Consider the following 16,866-nt stretch of genomic DNA (forward strand, 5'->3'; position numbering starts at 1 on the left):
TGTGCCCGGATCGTCGACCGCACCACGAGCAGCGGGAGTGCCGGATCCACCTGGGGCCCCGTGACGGCACCGTGCCTGGTCACGGAGATTCCTCCAGGTGCTCGATCAAGATCGGGGATCAGTGGGTTCGTCCGGTCGAGGACGGACGTCAGCGAGCCGGCGAGGCCGGTGCCTCCGCCCAGGGAAGGCGGAGGCACCCACGGGCACGGCTCAGTACGTCAGCGTCAGTCGGCTCTCGCGCTTGCTGATCACGGAGCCCGGTCCAGCGGCTGCGTCGGTCTTCGCCGGAGTGATGGTCAGGCGGGGAACGGCGGTGCGTGCGCTGCCCCAGGCATCGATGTGGGCGATGAGGTCCTGAGCGAGCGCCTCGGCACGCGGACCGTACGCGGCCGCGCCGAGCCGGAACGGCCGCTGGCTGTCGGCGTCTTCACGGCGAACGATCAGGTAAGCGAAGGAGCCGCCGTCGACGAGGAGCGGGCTCCGGCCGGGGACGGCGGGCCGCAGAATCAGCTCCTGGGCCAGCGCATCAGGCGTGGCCTCCAGGCGGCACACGCGATCGTCTCCGACAGTGGCGCGCAGCCACACCCCGTCGAACGACTCGTCTCCGCCGATCCACTGGTCGGACAGGACCTCGGCCGGCGCGCTGCGCAGGCTGGCGCCGAGCGCGTCGGCGTCCACCGCCTGGTCCTCGTCGTAGTGGACGCGGATGGTGCCGCCCGTGTCGAGGGCGGCCGTCCTTTCACCGTCCTGCCCGATGATCGGGACGAAGCCGCACAGCGCCATGCCGTCGGAGACGAGCGTGTCGCCGCGCCGGGTCAGGGCCACGGACCGGGTCTGGCCTCGCCAGCGCAGCGGGAGGACGAGGCGCCCGCCCTCGCGGAGCTGGTCCCACCACGCCGCAGGCACGTCCCACAGGCCCACGGCGGCCAGCATCCGGTCGTAGGGGGCAGTCTCCGGTGCGCCGACCAGTCCGTCGCGTTCCCTCACGTGCACGCGCCCGTACCCGGCACGGTTGAGCATGGTGCGTGCGTACAGGGCCACGTCGGGGTCGATGTCGATGCTGGTGACGCTTCCGTCCGTGCCTGTGAGTTCCGCGAGCAGCGCGGCGTTGTAGCCGGTTCCGGCGCCGATCTCGAGGATGCTGTCGCCGGGCCGGACGTCGAGCTGGACGAGCATCATCGCGACGACGGACGGCACCGATGCGCAGGACAGGGCGAGCGGTCCGTCCGGGTTGTCCTTGATGATCACGGCCTGGTCGGCGTACGCGTCCTTGAGGTCGATGCCGGGGAGGAACGCCTCGCGGTTCACCGTCCGCAGGGCGCGCTCGACGTCATCGGTCAGGCTCACGCCCTTCAGGATCATTTCGTCGACGAGGCTGTTGCGGAGCTCGCCTGCGGTCGGGCTCTGGTTCACGGTGGACCTTTCAGCTCAGGAGGAGGCACGTCTCCCACCCCAGGTCAGCGGGGCGGGGAGTGCGGAGGGCGTGCAGCGTGAGAAGGACGCCGGCGTTGCCGGTGAGCAGACCGGTGTCCTGGGGTATGCCGTGCCGCACCATGTGGGTGTCGAGCCGTGCGTGGATCTTCGGCAACTGGTGTGCGATGTCGGGGGTCATGGCGTCGGCGGCGACGCGGTCGCAGGTCAGCAGCAGTCCGGCCCAGCCGTGACAGACCGTGGCCTCGTGGAGCTGGGCAAGCTGCAGGGGGTCGGTGAGGGAGCTGAGCACGGCGCGCTCGGCGATCTGGCGTCCCAGGGCGTCGTGGCGGGCGAGCGCAGCGAGCTGCAGGGCGCGGCCGATGCCGGGTGTGCCGTAGCACCAAGAGGGACGTTCCGGTTCCATGCCGGCGACCGGTCCCTGCAGGAAGGCGTCCAGCGGGAGGAGGCCGGGCCACCCGACGGCTCCGCCGTTGAACTGCTGGACCCACCGGGTGAGGAAGGCGATGCCCTCGTCGAGCGCGTGCTCCTGGCCGTCGACGGTGCATCCGGCGCGGCCGGCGAGAGCGAGGAGCGCGAGCGGACCCGCCACGCCGTGCGCCAGGCCGAAGTTCGCATGGCCGGTGCTGAACGCTCCGGCGCCGAGTGCGCCGCTCGGCGCATCGGCCGCCCACCACCCGGGGACCTGGTGACCGGCCACGGTGATGGGTTCGGTGAGCAGCCGCACAAGATAGTTCAGGACGAGCCGGAGGGCTGCGTCCCGGCCGGAACGCAGCAGGAAGGCCCCGAGGCCGGTCAGCCCGCTGATCAGGTCGTACTCGGCCATGCGGGGTGGCCGGCCGCGGTCCATGCGTCGCTGCCCGGCGTCCACGCGGGCGGCGACGATCGCGATCGTCTCGGCGTCCAGCTCGGCGAGCGCCCGCGCGTAGGCGGGGTGCTCGGCAAGGTGGAGGGCGTAGGCGACGGCGGGGACCCCTCGGTACAGGCTCGCCTCGTCGGGGTGCCCGGCCAAGGGATGAGCGGTGACGGCCTGCGCCGCTGCGTGGGCTGCGCTCCAGTCGCCACGACTGCGAGCGAGCACCATCTCGTGCAGGGCGGCCCCGGCCAGGCCGCCGCCCAGGTCGTCGCGCCTCATGCTGTCCCCCGCGCCACCAGAGATCGGCAGGCCTGACGGGCGGCGTGCCGGCAGGCGGCCTCGCTGACGCGATCGGGGCCCAGCATCCGGTTGTGGTGCATGTGCAGCAGCGATTCGAGGACGTCCTCGGTGCGCCGGTTGTCGACAAGGTCCCGGTAGGCGCCCAGTGCCGCCCGCCGCTGCGCCAGGGCGGTCGCCAGTCGTGGGGAGGCGGCCGGCAGCGGATGGCCGTGCACGTGGTGGACGGCGGGCCGGGTGATGTCGGGGCGTCCCTCGGTGCGCGGTGCCGGGGCGGTGGCCAGCCACGTGCGGCCCTCGCGGGTGCCGAGGAAGCCCTCCACCATGTCGATCATGCTGAGGGCGCACCGCACTTCCGTGTCGAACGAGGGCAGGTCGGCAAGTGCGCAGCGTGCTACGAGGCTGTCCGCGATGAACACGGATTCGGCCGCGGCCATCGCGGGGCCGGTGCCGTAGCGGCCGGTTTCGGGCCGGTATCCGTCGACGACGAGGTGGGAGGCGAGCCGGTCGGCGGTGAGCTGCTCGGTCCACGCGGCCACCTTCTGCAGGATGCCTGCGTACCTGAGTGCGCCGTTGGCGGGTATGCGGATGCGCAGGTGGTCTGTCTCGTTCAGCGAGCGGTAGCGCACGAACCACACGTCGGCGGTCCCGAGGTCCCCGAGCAGGGCGGGCAGTCGGCGCGTGAGGATCTGGTCCATCGCTGTGGGATGGCTGAACACCTTGGCCTGCAGCCAGCGTCGGCCCCCGCCGTCGGGCCTCGACAGATGGCAGCCCGCGACGAGGGGGGCCTGGGACAGGTCCGGATGCGGGATCTGAGGACCGGCAGCGGCCAGCGGCATGGTGATCTCGTGCGCGTGCCCGATCCACCCCAGGTCGTCTTCCTCGACGGTTTCGGCGAGAACGGCGTGCGCACGACCCTGGAGGTACTGGTGGATCAGGCGCGCGTGAAGCGGCTCGGCCAGGTCGAGGCTCATGGAACGGTCGTCGTCGCGGAGCTCGAGGCGTGGCGGGCAGCGCCAGGTGGCGGCCCAGTCGGTCAACGCGGCGTGCCAGGCTGCGGTGAACGGACCGGCCGGCAGGACTGCAGCGGGTAACTTCCACCGTGCCGGGGCCAGGATCGTACGGCGGTAGCGGACCCTCGGCAGGTACGGCAGCGTGACGGCGGCCGGGCCCCAGTCGAATGCGGTCCAGGCCACGGCGAAGCCGCGGCCGATCATGGCCAGGAAACGAGCCAGGGGAGGCGCCTGCTTCTCGAGCGCGAGCGGGTGCAGGACGACGGGCTCCACGACGCGCCGCCGGGAGACACTGACCAGGTGCAGGCCTTTGCCGGTGGAGAAGACCGCCAGGTCGTCCAGGCCGACGACGTCATCGGCCGGCTCTCGGTGCTCACCGAGGCTGAGGATGTGGGGCAGCAGGGCGGGGATGCGGGCGACGTTCTCCGCGTGCGGGAAGTCGGGCGCGAAGGAGAGCTGTGCGGGCAGTGCTCCTTGGACCATGGTGGGCAGTTTCGGGTACGGGTCCGACAGCCGACGTCCCAGGACGGCGGTGAAGCGTCCGGACAGGACGCCGGCCGTCCAGGCGGGGCGCACGTCCAGCAGGAAGTCGCCGCGGTCCACTGCCTTCCGACTGGCGGACCGGATGCGGAACCCCAGCTCGACATGGGGTGCCACCGCTGGTGTCTCGGAGTCGCCGGCGAGGTCGTCGATGTCCGCGTCCGTGAGGACGACCTCGCGGGTTCCGTCCATGACCGCCTGCGCGGCCCTCGCAGCGAGCTTCTCGTCGCGGGGCAGCACCGTGGGCGGTGCCTCCGGCCAGGGCGACAGGGGGTAGTCGGCGGGGAATCCGATGCCCGCGGCCAGGTCTACGGCGTCACGGACAGGGACCAGGACCCCGGCGCCGTAGCGCTCCCAGAAATGCGTGGCGTACGCCGCCCACGCCGGGGCCGGGCCGCGCGTACGAGTCAGGCGTACGAGTGCGTGCGCGGCGTTCTCGGCCTCATCCAGAACATGGACCGGGACGCTCACCCTGGCGTCGAGCCGCAGGTCGAGGCTGATGCGGCTTCGGCTCTCCACGGCGGCGAACCGCATCAGGCCGTCGGCGCTCTCGCGCAGCTTGCGGGTGCCGGCGCCAGAGGTGTGGTTGTGCGCGGCGAGGAGCTGCCGGACGTCGCCGAGGTGAGCGAGGACGTCCTGCGTCTCCGGCTCGAGCTCCGGAACATGGGGGCTGAGGATGCGCAGGATGTGCCCCATGGGATCGTCCACGGTCATGGGGGCCGCGAGACTGCTGGTCAGATAGCCGTCGGTGAGGGCCCGTGCGATCAGGCGCCGGGCCTGTCCGGGGGTTCCGCCTGCTTCGGTCAGCCGCCGCAGGAGCTCGCGGCCGGACGTCGGTGTCGCGGCCGTCTGCAGGAGGACGGACACGGGACGGCTGATCCTGGCACTGGCGATGCGACCGCCGGAGCGGGGGGTGTTGACGGTGTCGCCGCGGCGGAAGGCCAGGTTGTTGAAGCGAATGGTCAGGTGCGGCAAGACGTCGGCTCGGACCTCCAGGTCCCTGCGCACGTGATCGACCCACAGCGTGTCGGGGCGGGCGACCGGCTGATGGGCGGTGCCGATCGTGACAGACGTGGGCCCCACCTCGGCGAGGGCAACGCCTGCGAACAGGCCGAACGGTGTCGACCGCCCAGCGGCTCGCAGCACATACCCGGCGACCGAGCATGTGGCCTTCCGGATCCTCTTCGGCGGAACGTCATCGCCGCTCAGGATCCGCTCGACGTAGTCGGCCAGGCGTGGGGAGGCCGCACGGAGCGGCGTGACGAACGTGTCGTCCGCCCATAGGCCGGCGAGCCACTGCCTGCATTCGTCTGCGGAGTCGAAGGCGGGCCAGCTCGAGGGGCGGGCCCGTACCGGCATGGCGGCAGCGCGCACGACGAGAACGTCCCCGCACCGTCGGTAGATCGGTCGAGTCACGGGTATCCCTCCGTCCGTGATCGCTGGTGCGGTCGGGGCGGACAACCCCGCCCGCACCAGCAGCTGTCGGGTCAGCTCGACGCACAGGACGAGGCGCAGCTCGCGGCGCACCCGTCGTTGGTGCCGCAGGCCTCGACGATCGGCGTCGGGGCCCGTGTGATGGTGGTGGTCAGCTCCCACTCGTCGGAGAGCGGAACCTCGACCGTCTCGGTGGCGAGTGGCGCAGCGACAGAAGCCATGGTTGTGCTCCTTGAGGAGTCGGCCGCCCGTGGACCCGGGCGGAGGAGTCCGCAGGACCCCCGTTGTGAGCTGCCGTGAAGGAGTGCAGCGCACAACGCGGGTACCGCGTAGGGGGATGAGGCCTGTCCGGTGGGCCGGCCGGATCCGCCGGTCCACCGGACAGGGGGCTATCCGGCGCGCTCCAGTTCCCAGAGCAGTTCGTCCAGGCCCAGGAGCCGGAAGGAGCTGAGCCGGCGCACCATCTGGGAGGCGAGAACGGTCGGCAGGAGCGGGTGGCCGTACGGGATCGGCCCGTCCGGCCGGGCCACGACCTGCACGCCCCGGTGGCCGTAGCCGTAGCCGACGCCGTTCACCCCGTACAGGGGCGCGCTCTGTGCCAGGAACACCATCGGGTCGCGGGTGAGGTGCGGGCACCGCTCGGCGGCGGGGCGCGCGTGCCGGGCGCACACCGGCGGCTGGTTCGTCAGGGTCATCGGGTCTTCGGGGTCCACGGTGTCCGGCCCGGCGAGGAAGACGTACCCGAGCGGGGTCCGCGCACGGCCGGCGCAGACCTGGCAGCGCATCGCCTGCATCGTGCCCCGCTGCCGCAGGGGGTGCATCATCCGCCACTGCGGCCTGCCCGTCGGCCTGCCGAGGTCGTCGACGGGACCGAACGCGCAGCGGGCCCACAGCACGCCGCGCAGGTCGCGGTCCCGGGGGTCCTCGTCGGTGTAGCGCAGCCGGTAGCGGCCAGGCCCGATCGAGGTCAGCAGCAGGTTGTCCGGGGCGGCTTCCTCCCTCTCACGCTGGACGACGAAGGGGACCAGGGGCGGCTCGGTGCGCACGGTGTTCTCTCCGGTACGGCGGGGCGGGGAGGCAGGGGCGGGCGTCCGGGCGTGGGTCATACCACCTCCCGCAGGCAGCGTGTGGCGACGAGCCGGTCAAGGAGCTCGCTGGCGGTCCAGCCCATCCGGCGCAGCTGCCCGACGGCCCTCCGGTGGTCGCCGGGCAGGTCTTCGGCGTGCCGGGTGCGGGCCTGATCGAGGAGCCGCACCGCGGTGATGTCCTGTTCGGCTCCAGCGGCGACGGCGACGGTCACCAGCCGCACCAGGTGCCCGCGGAGTCGTCCGGCGAGTTCCTCGACGTTCTCTTCGGGCGGGGGGACGTCGTCCAGGACGGCGGCGATGTCGTCCAGGAGGCCGTCGATGTCGAGCGGCTGCCACTGGCGGACCTTCTCCAGCACCGTGCGCAGTGCGTCGCCGTCCAGGGGAGGAGCCCATGCCGACACCGGGTGGTTCCACCGGCGCACGGCGGCAGTCATCGGTCGTCCCCGGGCAGAGGGAGGGAGCACCGGGCGCGCGAGCCGTCCTCGTCGAAGCCCCAGGTGCCGCCCAGCTCCTCGACGAGGGCGTTCACCAGGAACAGGCCGCGCCCGCTCTCCGCCTCGCTGTCGGGGCGGCCGGGAGACAGGGGCGCCGAAGGCGTCCTGTCGTCGACTTCGAAGCACAGTTCGCCCGCCGTCGGCATCCAGCCCCGCACGCCGAACGAGTCGCGGCGTCCGTGCTGCACCGCGTTCGTGCACAGTTCCGACATCACGATCAGAAGGGCGTCCACCTGGTCGTCGGACAACCGGCAGTGGCAGCGGGTCCACGCCAGGGTGACGCGCCGCGCCACTTCCACGCTCGACGGTTCGGAGCGGAGCGTCATGCCGAAGGCGGGGAGCGTGGGTTCCGCGGCCGTCGGCGGGGGCGCCTCTAACACGCTGGTGGGCCCGGCGACTTTGGAGGGCATAGGGAGACTCCCTGGTCCACGATGGTGCATGCCTGGACACCCTGAGTGAGGGCTGGTACGAGCGTGGCAATCACGCGCGGACGGCTCCACCCCCAAAACGACCTCGGGATCCGGTGCGGAGTCGGCCGCCTTCCTCGGGACTTCCCCGGCCTTTCCCCGGAACCGCTGAATACCGTCCGAGTGGGGCCACTCGCCGGGGAGGGCGTTCTACCGTCGTGGCAGTGACGCGCTCGGCGGAGGGAGTGGGAGACGCCGTGTTGTTCTTCCGGTACACCTGTGAAGCCCGCGGTTTACGGCACCCCGACGACTTCCTGGCGAAGTACAGGGAGGCCGCCGCGCGGTTGGGCCTGCAGAACGCGGACGAGCCGGCCCCGAAGACCGTCGAGGGATGGCTCTACGAGGGCCGGAAGCCGCAACGGGTCTTCCGGCCGGTCATCGTCGAGATGCTGGGCCACGGCATCGAAGCCCTGTGGACCGAGGTCCCCGAAGGCACCGCGCAGCAGTTCGTTCCCCTCGCGGGCGCCTCACCGACCGCACCCCACGCCGATGCCGGCGTGGGCCTGGACGACATGAAAAGGACGGGCGCGATGGCTGTGCGACGCGCGAAGGAGTTCCTCCTGGGGGCCGACCGCGAACGGGTGGGCGAGGACACGCTCGGTCTGCTCGACGACGAGGTGCAGCGCCTCGTCGCCGCGTACCCGCGGGAACCCCTGTCGGTCATCTGGGACGACCTGCTGGAGACCCAGGAGCAGGTCTTCCGCCTTCTGGAGGGCGGCAGGGTCCGGCCGTCACAGCTCCGCGACCTGAACGTCAAGGGCGCCATGCTGTCGTTCCTGGTGGCGAAGGGCTTCAACGACATGGAGGTCCCCCACCAGGCCATGACCATGACCCGGGTCGCAGCGGCCTGCGCCAAGGACGCCGAGCACCCCGGACTGATCGCGCTCACCTACGGCCTCAAGTCGCTCATCGCCTACTGGGCGGACAGGCCCGAAGACGCCTACCACTACGCAGGCCAGGGCGCCGCGACGGCGGCGGACCTTCGTGGAACCGTCGGCCTGTGGCTCCTCGGCCTCCGAGCACGAGCCGCCGCCGTGCTCGGCGACGAGGAGACGGTGCGCGCCATCAACCAGCAGGCAGCCGACCGGCGAGAGCACGTCGTCCACGACGACCTGGACGAGCTCGGCGGGCTGTTCTTCTACGCCCCGGAGAAACAGCTCTACTACGCGGTGGAGGCGGAGGTCCTCCTCGGCCACGGGGACGCACGGCTCGCCGCGCAGGCGGAACAGGCCGTGCAGGGCTTCAGTGATCCCAGCTCCCCGAGTTGGGCGTTCGGTGACCTCGCGGGGTCTCGGTGCGACCTCGCACTCGTCCGGCTCTTCGGCGGGGACCTGGACGGCGCCGCCGAAGCCGTCCGGCCGGTGCTCGACCTGCCCGCCTCGCACCGCAACAACGGCATCGTGGTGTCGACGATGCGCATACGGCACGCCCTGATGAGCAGCCCGGCGCGCACGGCCGCCGTCGCGCAGGATCTGCGTGCGGAGATCGAAGCGTTCCCGGTCGGCCGGCCCGCTCTGCCCCGCGGGTAGAGTCCGGGGGCATGTACCCGGTTGAACGTTCCAGCGCACGTCTTGACCTGCGGGAACTCACCCTTGAGGACGTGGACGCGGTGCTCGCCATCTACGGCAGTGCCGAAGCGACGGAGCATTTGAGCTTCGAACCGCGCACCCGCGGCCAGGTCGAGCAGATCGTGACACGATCCATCACCTCCGCCACCGCGACGCCCCGTACCGAGTACGCCCTCGCCGTCGTCGAACGGAACACGGCCGAAGTGATCGGGTTCGGCCGTCTGGCCACCGATCCCCACCAGCAGCGCGGAGCCACCATGGGCTTCGCGCTGCGCCCGGACGCGTGGGGTGTGGGGTACGGCGTGGAGACGGTGCGACTGCTGCTCGGCGTCGGGTTCGACGACTTGGACCTCCACCGCATCTGGGGTGCGCGGTCCCCGCTCAACGAGGCCTCCGCCAGGACCATGGCGGCCGCGGGCATGGTCGAGGAGGGTGTGATCCGTGAGCACGTGCTGAAGGCGGGGAAGTGGCGTGACTCCGTCGTGCACGCCATCCTCGATCGGGAGTGGCAACCGGCTCCCTGAACAGCCCTGCCGGAACTGGCCGTCGTCGGCGGTTAGAACTCAGACTCAGTCCCGGTCACACCAACACCGTCGTCGTCCCGGCCAAGGCGGACGCCGTAGCCGGGATCACTGCGGTGCGCGGGCGCGGCTCCAGCGGCCCGGGCCGCTGCACGGATCCTGTAGGAGATGCAGCCCTGCTGCTGTCGTCGTCGCTGCTGACGTCGTACCGACAGCACGCGTGACATCGAAGATTCCGGTGACCTCGACGCCAGAATTAGATAACCCCGTATAATTTCCGTTTATACAGAGCTGTCTTGAGGGAGGGGCAGGTGGCCGACTCCAGCGCCGTGGAAGTGGTCGACGCCGAACTGGTCGACGAAAGCGATGACGAGGGCCGGGTGCTCCCCGTCCTCGTGGAGGCGTCGGCGCCCCGGCCGCTCATCGGTCGGCACACGTTGCTCCGGCCGAACGCGCCGATCTCGACGACCGGCCTGCCGGCGTACACCGAGGCCGACTTCCGTATCTCGCGGGAGACGGCCGCCCTGATCGACGGGGCGCCACCCGCCAACACCTCCCGCACGTACGGCTCGGCCCTCGGACAGTTCGAGGACTGGTGCGCCGAGAACGGCCGGGTGCCGATGCCGTGCACCACGGCGACGTTCGTGGAGTACGTCGGACACCTGGTGCAGCGGGACCTGGCGCCCTCGTCCGTCCAGGTCCACATGTCGGCGATCCGTTCCGCCCACCCGGACGGACAGCAGCCCGGCACGAAGGAGGCCCGGCAGATCCTCCGCAGGCACGCCCGGGACTGGGCCCGGCGCCGTACCCCGAGGAAGGCGCCGCCGATCCGGACCGCGGCCCTGTCCGCCATGGTGGCCACCTGTACCGCGGCCGACGACCGCGAACGGCCGAAGACCCTGCGGGACGCCGCGCTGCTCACTCTCGGGTGGGGAATGCTGTCCCGCCGCAGCGAGCTCGCGAATCTCCTGGTCGAGCACCTGATCGTGGAGGACGACGGCGTGACCGTGCACGTGGCGTTCTCCAAGACCGACCAGGCCGCCCATGGGGAGGACACCTTCGTGCCGGCCGACCCGGACGACCCGGCCCTCTGCCCCGTCGTCCGCGTCCGCGCGTGGCTGGAGGAACTGCGCCGCCACGGCATCACCTCCGGCCCGCTGTTCCGGCACATCACCCGCGGCGGCACCATCCGCCCGCGCTCCGGGCCGCGCGGCGACTTCCTCAGCCCCGACGCGATCGGGAACATCGTCAAGACCCGCGCCCGGCTCGCCGGCGTCCAGGCCCCCGGCGGCCGCGCGGTGACCGCGCACGGCCTGCGCCGGGGCCCGGCGCAGGAGATCAGCGAGGCCGGCGGGGACCCGACCGCGCAGGGCCGGTGGAAGCCCGGATCCCCCACGGTCCGCAAGCACTACATCGAGCCCGCCCGGGGCAAGACGAACAACCCCCTGCACGCCGTCCGGGCCAGGGCCCGCGCACGGAACGGCACCTGACCCGCCATCACCTCAATCGTCACGTGACGATTGAGCGGGGAGCCGATACCGTGGCCGCGTAAGCGTCACGTGACGATTGGCCGGGGAGGGTTCATGACGACGTGCTCGGTATGTGGCGGGGTGCTGCCCGCGCGGCGCGGTCCTCGCGCCCGCCGCTACTGCTCACGCGCCTGCCAGGCCAAGGCGTACCGCGCCCGTCGGCAACGGGACCAGGAGCACCGCATCGGCCCCGGCGAGGAGCGGGAGCTGCTGGAGGCGTACGCGGGGGTGTCCGCGACGGAGCTCGCCGACCGCTTGGCCGCCGCCGCCCGGCGCCTGGCCGACGCCCTGAACACCGGACTGCCCGCCGACGCCGCCGACCTCGACGTCATGGCGCGGGTCCCGGCCGTCCTGGCAGCCCGTGCGCGGCAGGTCGCCCCGGCTGCCGATACGGTCGCACCGCGTCCTGAGGTACAGGGCTCGCCTCCCGAACCGTCACGTGATGATTCAGCGCCCACTTCTCCGAGGCACCGGCAAGCACCGCAGAGGACGGCCCCGGCCCGGCGCAAGCGGCTGTCGCAGAAGGCGGCCCGCGCCGTCGCGGACAGTGCCCGCCTGGTCAAGGACGCGGACCACCGCGACACCCACCGCTGGAACCTGATCGCCGAGGACGGCACGGTGCTGGGACACGTGGAACCGTCGTACGGCGGTACCGGCCGGAGCGGGCGCAACGGCTGGAACTACCGCCTCGCCGGTTCCTTCGCGGGCAGCGGCCCCTACAAGACGCGGGAGGAGGCCGCCCTGCGGTGCGCACTGGCCTGGACCCGCGTCGCCACCGCCCCGGTACGGCGCACCCTCACCGTCGACTGAACCACGCAGCCAGGATCCGGCGGTCACCGCGGTGTCCGGCAGAACGTGCACGCGGGAGCACGGTGTCCTGCCGCCCAGGACAGGACCTCGGGCCCCGACGAGGAGCCCTCCACCGGCCTGCAGAAGACGGCCCGGAGCGTCCCTCCGGACCCGGAGGCGAGCTCGCAGGACTCCTGAGACACAGCGCCAACGGCTCCTCCATCATTGGGACATGCAGCAACTCGAGGCGCAGGAAGTGTCCCTGCACAAGGTTTTCAGCAGCGACTACGACTTCAGGATCCCGGACTACCAGCGGCCCTACGCCTGGGACGCCGAGCAGGCCGTCCAGCTGCTCACCGACCTGGAGGAGTCGCTGGACAGGGGGACGGACGAACCGTACTTCCTCGGTTCCATCGTGCTCGTCAAGGCCAAGGGCGACACGTCTGCCGAGGTCATCGACGGCCAGCAGCGCCTCACCACCCTGACCATCCTGCTCGCCCTCCTTCGCGACCAGGCGGAGGACCCCGACCTGCGCAGCGATCTCGACAAACTGGTCACGGAGCCCGGCAACAAGGTCCGACGACTCGAGCCCAAACCCAGACTCACCCTGCGAAAGCGCGACGCCGGCTTCTTCCGGCAGTACGTCCAGACGAAGGGAGCCACCGAGGCACTGCGGACCCTGAAGGAGGGGGCGCTGCCGACGGACGCGCAGAAAGCCGTCCTGCGCAACGCGAAGGCGCTGCACGCGATACTCGCCGGCTGGTCGGAGGAACGACGTCTGGACCTCGTGCAGATGCTCGGCGAACGCACTTTTCTGGTCATCGTCAGCACCCCCGATCTGGACAGCGCGCACCGCATCTTCAGCGTCATGAACTCCCGGGGCATGGACCTCTCGCCCACGGACATCTTCAAGTCGCACATCATCGGTGCGCTGGACGAGAAGACCTCGGAGGAGTGCGCCCGCAAATGGGAGGACGCCGAGGAGGCCCTGGGCCGGGACGACTTCGCCGACCTCTTCCTCCACCTGCGCATGGTGTTCGCCATGAAGCGGGCGGAGCGGGAACTGCTCAAGGAGTTCCCCGAGCAGGTACTCAACCACTACCTGCCCGGCAAGGCCGAATCGTTCGTCAACGACGTCGTCGTGCCGTACGCGGACGCCTACGTGCAGATCCGTGACGCCGGCTACTCGGCGTCGACCGGAGCGGAGCAGGTCAACGCCTGGTTCAAACGCCTCCAGCAGGTCGACAACAACGACTGGCGGCCCGCGGCCCTGTGGGCGCTGCGCAACCACGGCGACGACCCCGACTGGCTCGACAGCTTCTTCGGCGCCCTGGAACGGCTGGCGGCCAGCATGTTCGTCCGCCGCGTCTACACCACCCCCCGCGTCACGCGTTACGCGGACCTCCTGCGCGAACTCGACGCCGGCAAGGGGTTGGACGCGCCGTCCTTCGCCCTGACGGACGCGGAGAAGGCCGAGACGCTCGCGCGCCTGGACGGCGACATCTACCTCGTCACCAGGACCCGCAAGTACATCCTGCTGCGCCTGGACGAGATGCTGGCCGGAAAACCCGGGGTCTCGTACGACCACTCCCTGATCACCGTCGAGCACGTGCTGCCGCAGAACCCGAAGCAGGGGTCGCAGTGGCTGCGGCACTTCACCGACGAACAGCGCGGGGAGTGGACGCACCGGTTGGGCAACCTCGTCCTGCTCAACCGGACGAAGAACGCCTACGCCCAGAACTACGACTTCGCCGAGAAGAAGGCCAAGTACTTCACCGGCAGGCACGGCGTCTCCACGTTCGCCCTGACCAGCCAGGTGCTGCAGTACCAGGAATGGGTGCCGGAACTGCTGCAGAAGCGGCAGCGGCGGCTCCTGGGGCTGCTGGCCGACGAGTGGGATCTGTAAGGGGCAGGGGCGCAGCAGCCTGCGGGGCTCACGTGTCCGCAGGCTGCTTGCTCATCCGGAAAGCTCGGCTCGGGAAATGACGGACAGGCCGGTGATGAGCTGGGCAGACCAGTCGGGGTGGGCGTTCAACTCGTCGGGGAAGTGTATGAACGTCTGCTCGCCTTGGACGAGCAGACGTCCGGAGAAGCTCATGGCCGACGCTGCTCCGCCCTGGAAAACCGTCAGTTCCCAGTCAACAGGGCCGGGAGTGTCCCCAGCGGCTCTGCACAGTGCGAACTGGCACTCAGGCGTCGTCTTGAAGGCGAAGTACCCATCCTCTGCTATGGACCGGAAGAGACTTTCTTGCGCAGGTCGGGGATACGCTCTGCGTACCAGCAGTGGGTGCCAGTCCGCGTCGGGGTTTTCGGAGGTGCGGTCGGCGGCCAGGCGTTTGCGAAGCTCCTGATGGTGAAACGCGATGCTCAGTAGCTGCTCGGCGGCGTCGTCCACCACCCGGTAGGTGCTCGGCCAGCGTTCTTCCCACCGGTCTCCAAGTGCCGCATCGACCCAGGACTGGAGCAGATCGTCCAACGGCCCGGCACAGTAATTGCGTCCGGCTTCCTCCACGGCTAGGCGGACGGCGTCGGGGAAGCCTTTGGCGCGGTCCCGGTCCTGCTGCTGTTCGAACCCTTCAGGGTCGGTTGTTTCCAGGTGTGCGTTCTCGATCTCCAGTAGCTTGACCAGCAGTTTCCTGCGTCCGTAAGCGCCGATGGGCATCCCGCGCAGTGCGTCCGCCACCGCGTCGTCAGCGCACCACGCCTCCTCGTCGAGCAGCCACTCCGCCGCTTCGGCGCGCACCTCGGTCGGCTGGTCCTGGTCACCTGCGACCCAGCGGGCGATGCCATGGGCGTGGTTGTCGTCCACACCGTAGGCTCCGGTCGCGAGGTGTGCGATGTCGACATCGGGGGCGAGGCTCTTGACGGCCTCGTATCCCTTTCGGCCCTCCTTGTCGATCAGCTCGCCGATGGCCGGCCAGCGGAGGTCCTCCTGCAAGTCGGAGGCCGCGACGAGGTGCCGGAGAGCGGCGATGTGTTCCTGCCGCCGTTCGTCCTCGGTCAGCTTCGGCTGAGTGGGGCCTTCGTACTTGCCCGACACCCAGTAGACCCGCTGCATCTCACGCCAGGGACCCGAGGTGTCGATCACCCACCATGCCGCTCTTGCGGCGCTTCCGCCCCTGCTCAGCAGATGGTCGAGTGCGGTTGCGCGGTGTTCGAGGTCATCCACGGTGCCGAGGTCGGTGTCCGCGATCAGCGCCAGCAGTGCGGGGATTCCGCGTTCGGGGTCCGTGTCGGCCAGTTCCGCTGCCTCCCGGACGCGCTGCGCGTCCTCGTCCGCATCGAAGTCTTCTTCCTCCTCCTCTTCCTCGGCCTCCCAGTCCCACTCGTCCTTCATGAAGTCGTCCATGGAGCCGTCATTCTGGTCGGCGTCAGGTGCGGAATCCGACACGGCTGGCCCTTTCGGTGGAGTGGTGCGGGCGAGGAGCAGGTACGGCTGAGTGCGATGGACGAGTGAGGAAGAGGTCGGCCGTTCAAGGCTATGCCGTGTCCGGCGGGAGCAATGCGCCTGCCGTCAGGCCGGCGGTCAGGAGGCCCGTGTACTCCTGAGCCAGGTCGGCGGGCCGCGGCGCGCAGTTCGCCTGTCGCCGGTGCCACCGGGTGATGAGCGAGCCCCGAGCGCCGAAGCGGTATGCGCCGCTGCTGCTTCAGGGTGCTGTCGAAGCCGGGGTGGTGGGAGACCGACGACCGCTGGTGACGCGCAGCGTCCCGTACCGCGGTTCTTCGGCTGCGTAGCAGTCCCGTTGGTCCGCCGGTGACTGTAGCGTGGTTCGGCGCACCCAGAACCGGAGCCAGGATCTTAGGCGTCATTTGTCGGAATCTGCAAAAGTCGCCGAAACCGTGCTCGGCTCGAGATAAACCCGCAGGTCAGCAAGACTGCTCCCCGCACCCGCGGGGATGGTCCCCTGGACCCGTTCGCCGCCGCCATGTCCGAGGCCTGCTCCCCGCACCCGCGGGGATGGTCCCGTCGACCGTGCCCTGCACCAGATCGGCCGCCACTGCTCCCCGCACCCGCGGGGATGGTCCCACGCTACGAAGCGCGCGAAACGCTGTGGGAGGCTGCTCCCCGCACCCGCGGGGATGGTCCCCGGGACCGGCTGCCGTTTGCGCCAGACCTCGACTGCTCCCCGCACCCGCGGGGATGGTCCCGGCGCCGTCGTCGTCGACCTGTACCGCCCGGCCTGCTCCCCGCACCCGCGGGGATGGTCCCGCGGGCTGCGCGTTCGAAGCGGGGGTGATGGTCTGCTCCCCGCACCCGCGGGGATGGTCCCTACACGCTGGACGGCGCGCCCTACGTGCCGACCTGCTCCCCGCACCCGCGGGGATGGTCCCGGGTTCCCGCCGGGGATGACTCCGGGCCGGCTCTGCTCCCCGCACCCGCGGGGATGGTCCCGCGGTATGGTCGGCGCCCTTCACCAGCACCGGCTGCTCCCCGCACCCGCGGGGATGGTCCCTCGCCTGAGCACGCCGCCCGCGTCGCCGAGCTCTGCTCCCCGCACCCGCGGGGATGGTCCCCTGGGCGACGGCGAGGACCCGTGGCCCGAGGTCTGCTCCCCGCACCCGCGGGGATGGTCCCTCGGGGTTGACCTGGTCCATCGAGCCGTCCGCCTGCTCCCCGCACCCGCGGGGATGGTCCCGTCGACGTGGTCGGCGTCGACCTGGACCGTGGCTGCTCCCCGCACCCGCGGGGATGGTCCCGATCGGGACCGCACGCCGGGGATGCCGGTGACCTGCTCCCCGCACCCGCGGGGATGGTCCCCATCTGCTGCCGATGGCGACGTCGTCGATGAGCTGCTCCCCGCACCCGCGGGGATGGTCCCGACAACTTCGACGAGTTCC

General features: G+C 70.9%; 14 protein-coding genes and 1 CRISPR repeat array (1 of these 15 only partly in view). Of the genes, 5 read left to right on the forward strand and 9 right to left on the reverse strand.

The genetic code is table 11. The features are described from left to right. Positions 1-210 precede the first annotated feature (210 nt). The 7 genes from fxlM to FHS37_RS37240 form a co-directional block, all read right to left on the reverse strand. Positions 211-1,413 (reverse strand): methyltransferase, FxLD system, encoded by a 1,203-nt coding sequence (fxlM, locus tag FHS37_RS37210; RefSeq protein WP_229890257.1) that lies wholly within the window; start codon positions 1,411-1,413, stop codon positions 211-213. A gap of 10 nt (positions 1,414-1,423) precedes the next feature. Then, on the reverse strand, positions 1,424-2,566 hold the full coding sequence (locus FHS37_RS37215) for a lanthionine synthetase C family protein (protein WP_184829506.1): 1,143 nt from the start codon (positions 2,564-2,566) through the stop codon (positions 1,424-1,426). After that, on the reverse strand, positions 2,563-5,496 hold the full coding sequence (locus FHS37_RS37220) for a lantibiotic dehydratase (RefSeq protein WP_229890260.1): 2,934 nt from the start codon (positions 5,494-5,496) through the stop codon (positions 2,563-2,565). The genes FHS37_RS37215 and FHS37_RS37220 overlap by 4 nt, the downstream gene beginning before the upstream one ends. 128 nt (positions 5,497-5,624) lie before the next feature. Beyond that, entirely contained in the window at positions 5,625-5,792 is a 168-nt protein-coding gene (locus FHS37_RS37225) for an FxLD family lantipeptide (RefSeq protein WP_184829510.1), read from the reverse strand. Between the two features lie 168 nt (positions 5,793-5,960). Continuing rightward, on the reverse strand, positions 5,961-6,677 hold the full coding sequence (locus FHS37_RS37230) for a hypothetical protein (protein WP_184829512.1): 717 nt from the start codon (positions 6,675-6,677) through the stop codon (positions 5,961-5,963). After that, on the reverse strand, positions 6,674-7,093 hold the full coding sequence (locus FHS37_RS37235; RefSeq protein WP_221500775.1) for a DUF6415 family natural product biosynthesis protein: 420 nt from the start codon (positions 7,091-7,093) through the stop codon (positions 6,674-6,676). The genes FHS37_RS37230 and FHS37_RS37235 overlap by 4 nt, the downstream gene beginning before the upstream one ends. Continuing rightward, entirely contained in the window at positions 7,090-7,479 is a 390-nt protein-coding gene (locus tag FHS37_RS37240; protein ID WP_184829514.1) for an ATP-binding protein, read from the reverse strand. Before FHS37_RS37240 ends, FHS37_RS37235 begins: the two co-directional genes overlap by 4 nt. Before the next feature lie 338 nt (positions 7,480-7,817). On the opposite strand from FHS37_RS37240, the gene FHS37_RS37245 reads away from it, so the two are divergent. Both FHS37_RS37245 and FHS37_RS37250 read left to right on the forward strand, forming a co-directional pair. After that, the gene (locus FHS37_RS37245; RefSeq protein WP_229890258.1) at positions 7,818-9,149 is read left to right on the forward strand and encodes a hypothetical protein; all 1,332 of its coding nucleotides are present in this window, start codon (positions 7,818-7,820) and stop codon (positions 9,147-9,149) included. Positions 9,150-9,160: 11 nt separating this feature from the next. After that, positions 9,161-9,712 (forward strand): GNAT family N-acetyltransferase, encoded by a 552-nt coding sequence (locus FHS37_RS37250; protein ID WP_184829516.1) that lies wholly within the window; start codon positions 9,161-9,163, stop codon positions 9,710-9,712. A 32-nt stretch (positions 9,713-9,744) separates the two neighbouring features. Here FHS37_RS37250 and FHS37_RS41250 read toward each other — a convergent pair whose 3' ends face one another. Beyond that, positions 9,745-9,936 carry an excalibur calcium-binding domain-containing protein gene (locus FHS37_RS41250; RefSeq protein ID WP_375372342.1) on the reverse strand — a complete coding sequence of 64 codons (192 nt, stop codon included), beginning with the start codon at positions 9,934-9,936 and terminating at the stop codon, positions 9,745-9,747. A gap of 84 nt (positions 9,937-10,020) precedes the next feature. Between FHS37_RS41250 and FHS37_RS37255 the strand changes: the two genes are divergently transcribed. The 3 genes from FHS37_RS37255 (at position 10,021) to FHS37_RS37265 (ending at position 13,933) form a co-directional block, all read left to right on the forward strand. After that, positions 10,021-11,199 (forward strand): site-specific integrase, encoded by a 1,179-nt coding sequence (locus tag FHS37_RS37255; protein ID WP_229890259.1) that lies wholly within the window; start codon positions 10,021-10,023, stop codon positions 11,197-11,199. Positions 11,200-11,292: 93 nt separating this feature from the next. Then, complete coding sequence (locus FHS37_RS37260) at positions 11,293-12,048, forward strand: hypothetical protein (RefSeq protein ID WP_184829517.1); 756 nt, start codon at positions 11,293-11,295, stop codon at positions 12,046-12,048. Positions 12,049-12,259: 211 nt separating this feature from the next. Further along, positions 12,260-13,933, forward strand: a complete 1,674-nt coding sequence (locus FHS37_RS37265) for a DUF262 domain-containing protein (protein WP_184829519.1) — start codon at positions 12,260-12,262, stop codon at positions 13,931-13,933. Between the two features lie 51 nt (positions 13,934-13,984). Here the strand turns inward: FHS37_RS37265 and FHS37_RS37270 are convergent, their stop codons facing one another. Further along, on the reverse strand, positions 13,985-15,376 hold the full coding sequence (locus FHS37_RS37270) for a hypothetical protein (RefSeq protein ID WP_184829521.1): 1,392 nt from the start codon (positions 15,374-15,376) through the stop codon (positions 13,985-13,987). 527 nt (positions 15,377-15,903) lie between these two features. Further along, positions 15,904-16,866: direct repeats of the CRISPR family, unit length 29 nt; unit sequence CTGCTCCCCGCACCCGCGGGGATGGTCCC; it runs 1,322 nt beyond the window's last position.

This window comes from Streptomyces griseomycini, assembly GCF_014203535.1.
GTDB lineage: Bacteria > Actinomycetota > Actinomycetes > Streptomycetales > Streptomycetaceae > Streptomyces > Streptomyces griseomycini.

What these genes read in the sequence shown, in the direction of transcription:
- FHS37_RS37270 (WP_184829521.1), bottom strand. Translation starts at nt 15,376, where the DNA reads ATGGACGACTTCATGAAGGACGAGTGGGACTGGGAGGCCGAGGAAGAG.
- FHS37_RS37215 (WP_184829506.1), bottom strand. Translation starts at nt 2,566, where the DNA reads ATGAGGCGCGACGACCTGGGCGGCGGCCTGGCCGGGGCCGCCCTGCAC.
- FHS37_RS37235 (WP_221500775.1), bottom strand. Translation starts at nt 7,093, where the DNA reads ATGACTGCCGCCGTGCGCCGGTGGAACCACCCGGTGTCGGCATGGGCT.
- FHS37_RS37240 (WP_184829514.1), bottom strand. Translation starts at nt 7,479, where the DNA reads ATGACGCTCCGCTCCGAACCGTCGAGCGTGGAAGTGGCGCGGCGCGTC.
- FHS37_RS37260 (WP_184829517.1), top strand. Translation starts at nt 11,293, where the DNA reads ATGACGACGTGCTCGGTATGTGGCGGGGTGCTGCCCGCGCGGCGCGGT.
- FHS37_RS37230 (WP_184829512.1), bottom strand. Translation starts at nt 6,677, where the DNA reads ATGACCCACGCCCGGACGCCCGCCCCTGCCTCCCCGCCCCGCCGTACC.
- FHS37_RS37265 (WP_184829519.1), top strand. Translation starts at nt 12,260, where the DNA reads ATGCAGCAACTCGAGGCGCAGGAAGTGTCCCTGCACAAGGTTTTCAGC.
- FHS37_RS37250 (WP_184829516.1), top strand. Translation starts at nt 9,161, where the DNA reads ATGTACCCGGTTGAACGTTCCAGCGCACGTCTTGACCTGCGGGAACTC.
- FHS37_RS37220 (WP_229890260.1), bottom strand. Translation starts at nt 5,496, where the DNA reads ATGCCGGTACGGGCCCGCCCCTCGAGCTGGCCCGCCTTCGACTCCGCA.
- FHS37_RS41250 (WP_375372342.1), bottom strand. Translation starts at nt 9,936, where the DNA reads ATGTCACGCGTGCTGTCGGTACGACGTCAGCAGCGACGACGACAGCAG.
- FHS37_RS37225 (WP_184829510.1), bottom strand. Translation starts at nt 5,792, where the DNA reads ATGGCTTCTGTCGCTGCGCCACTCGCCACCGAGACGGTCGAGGTTCCG.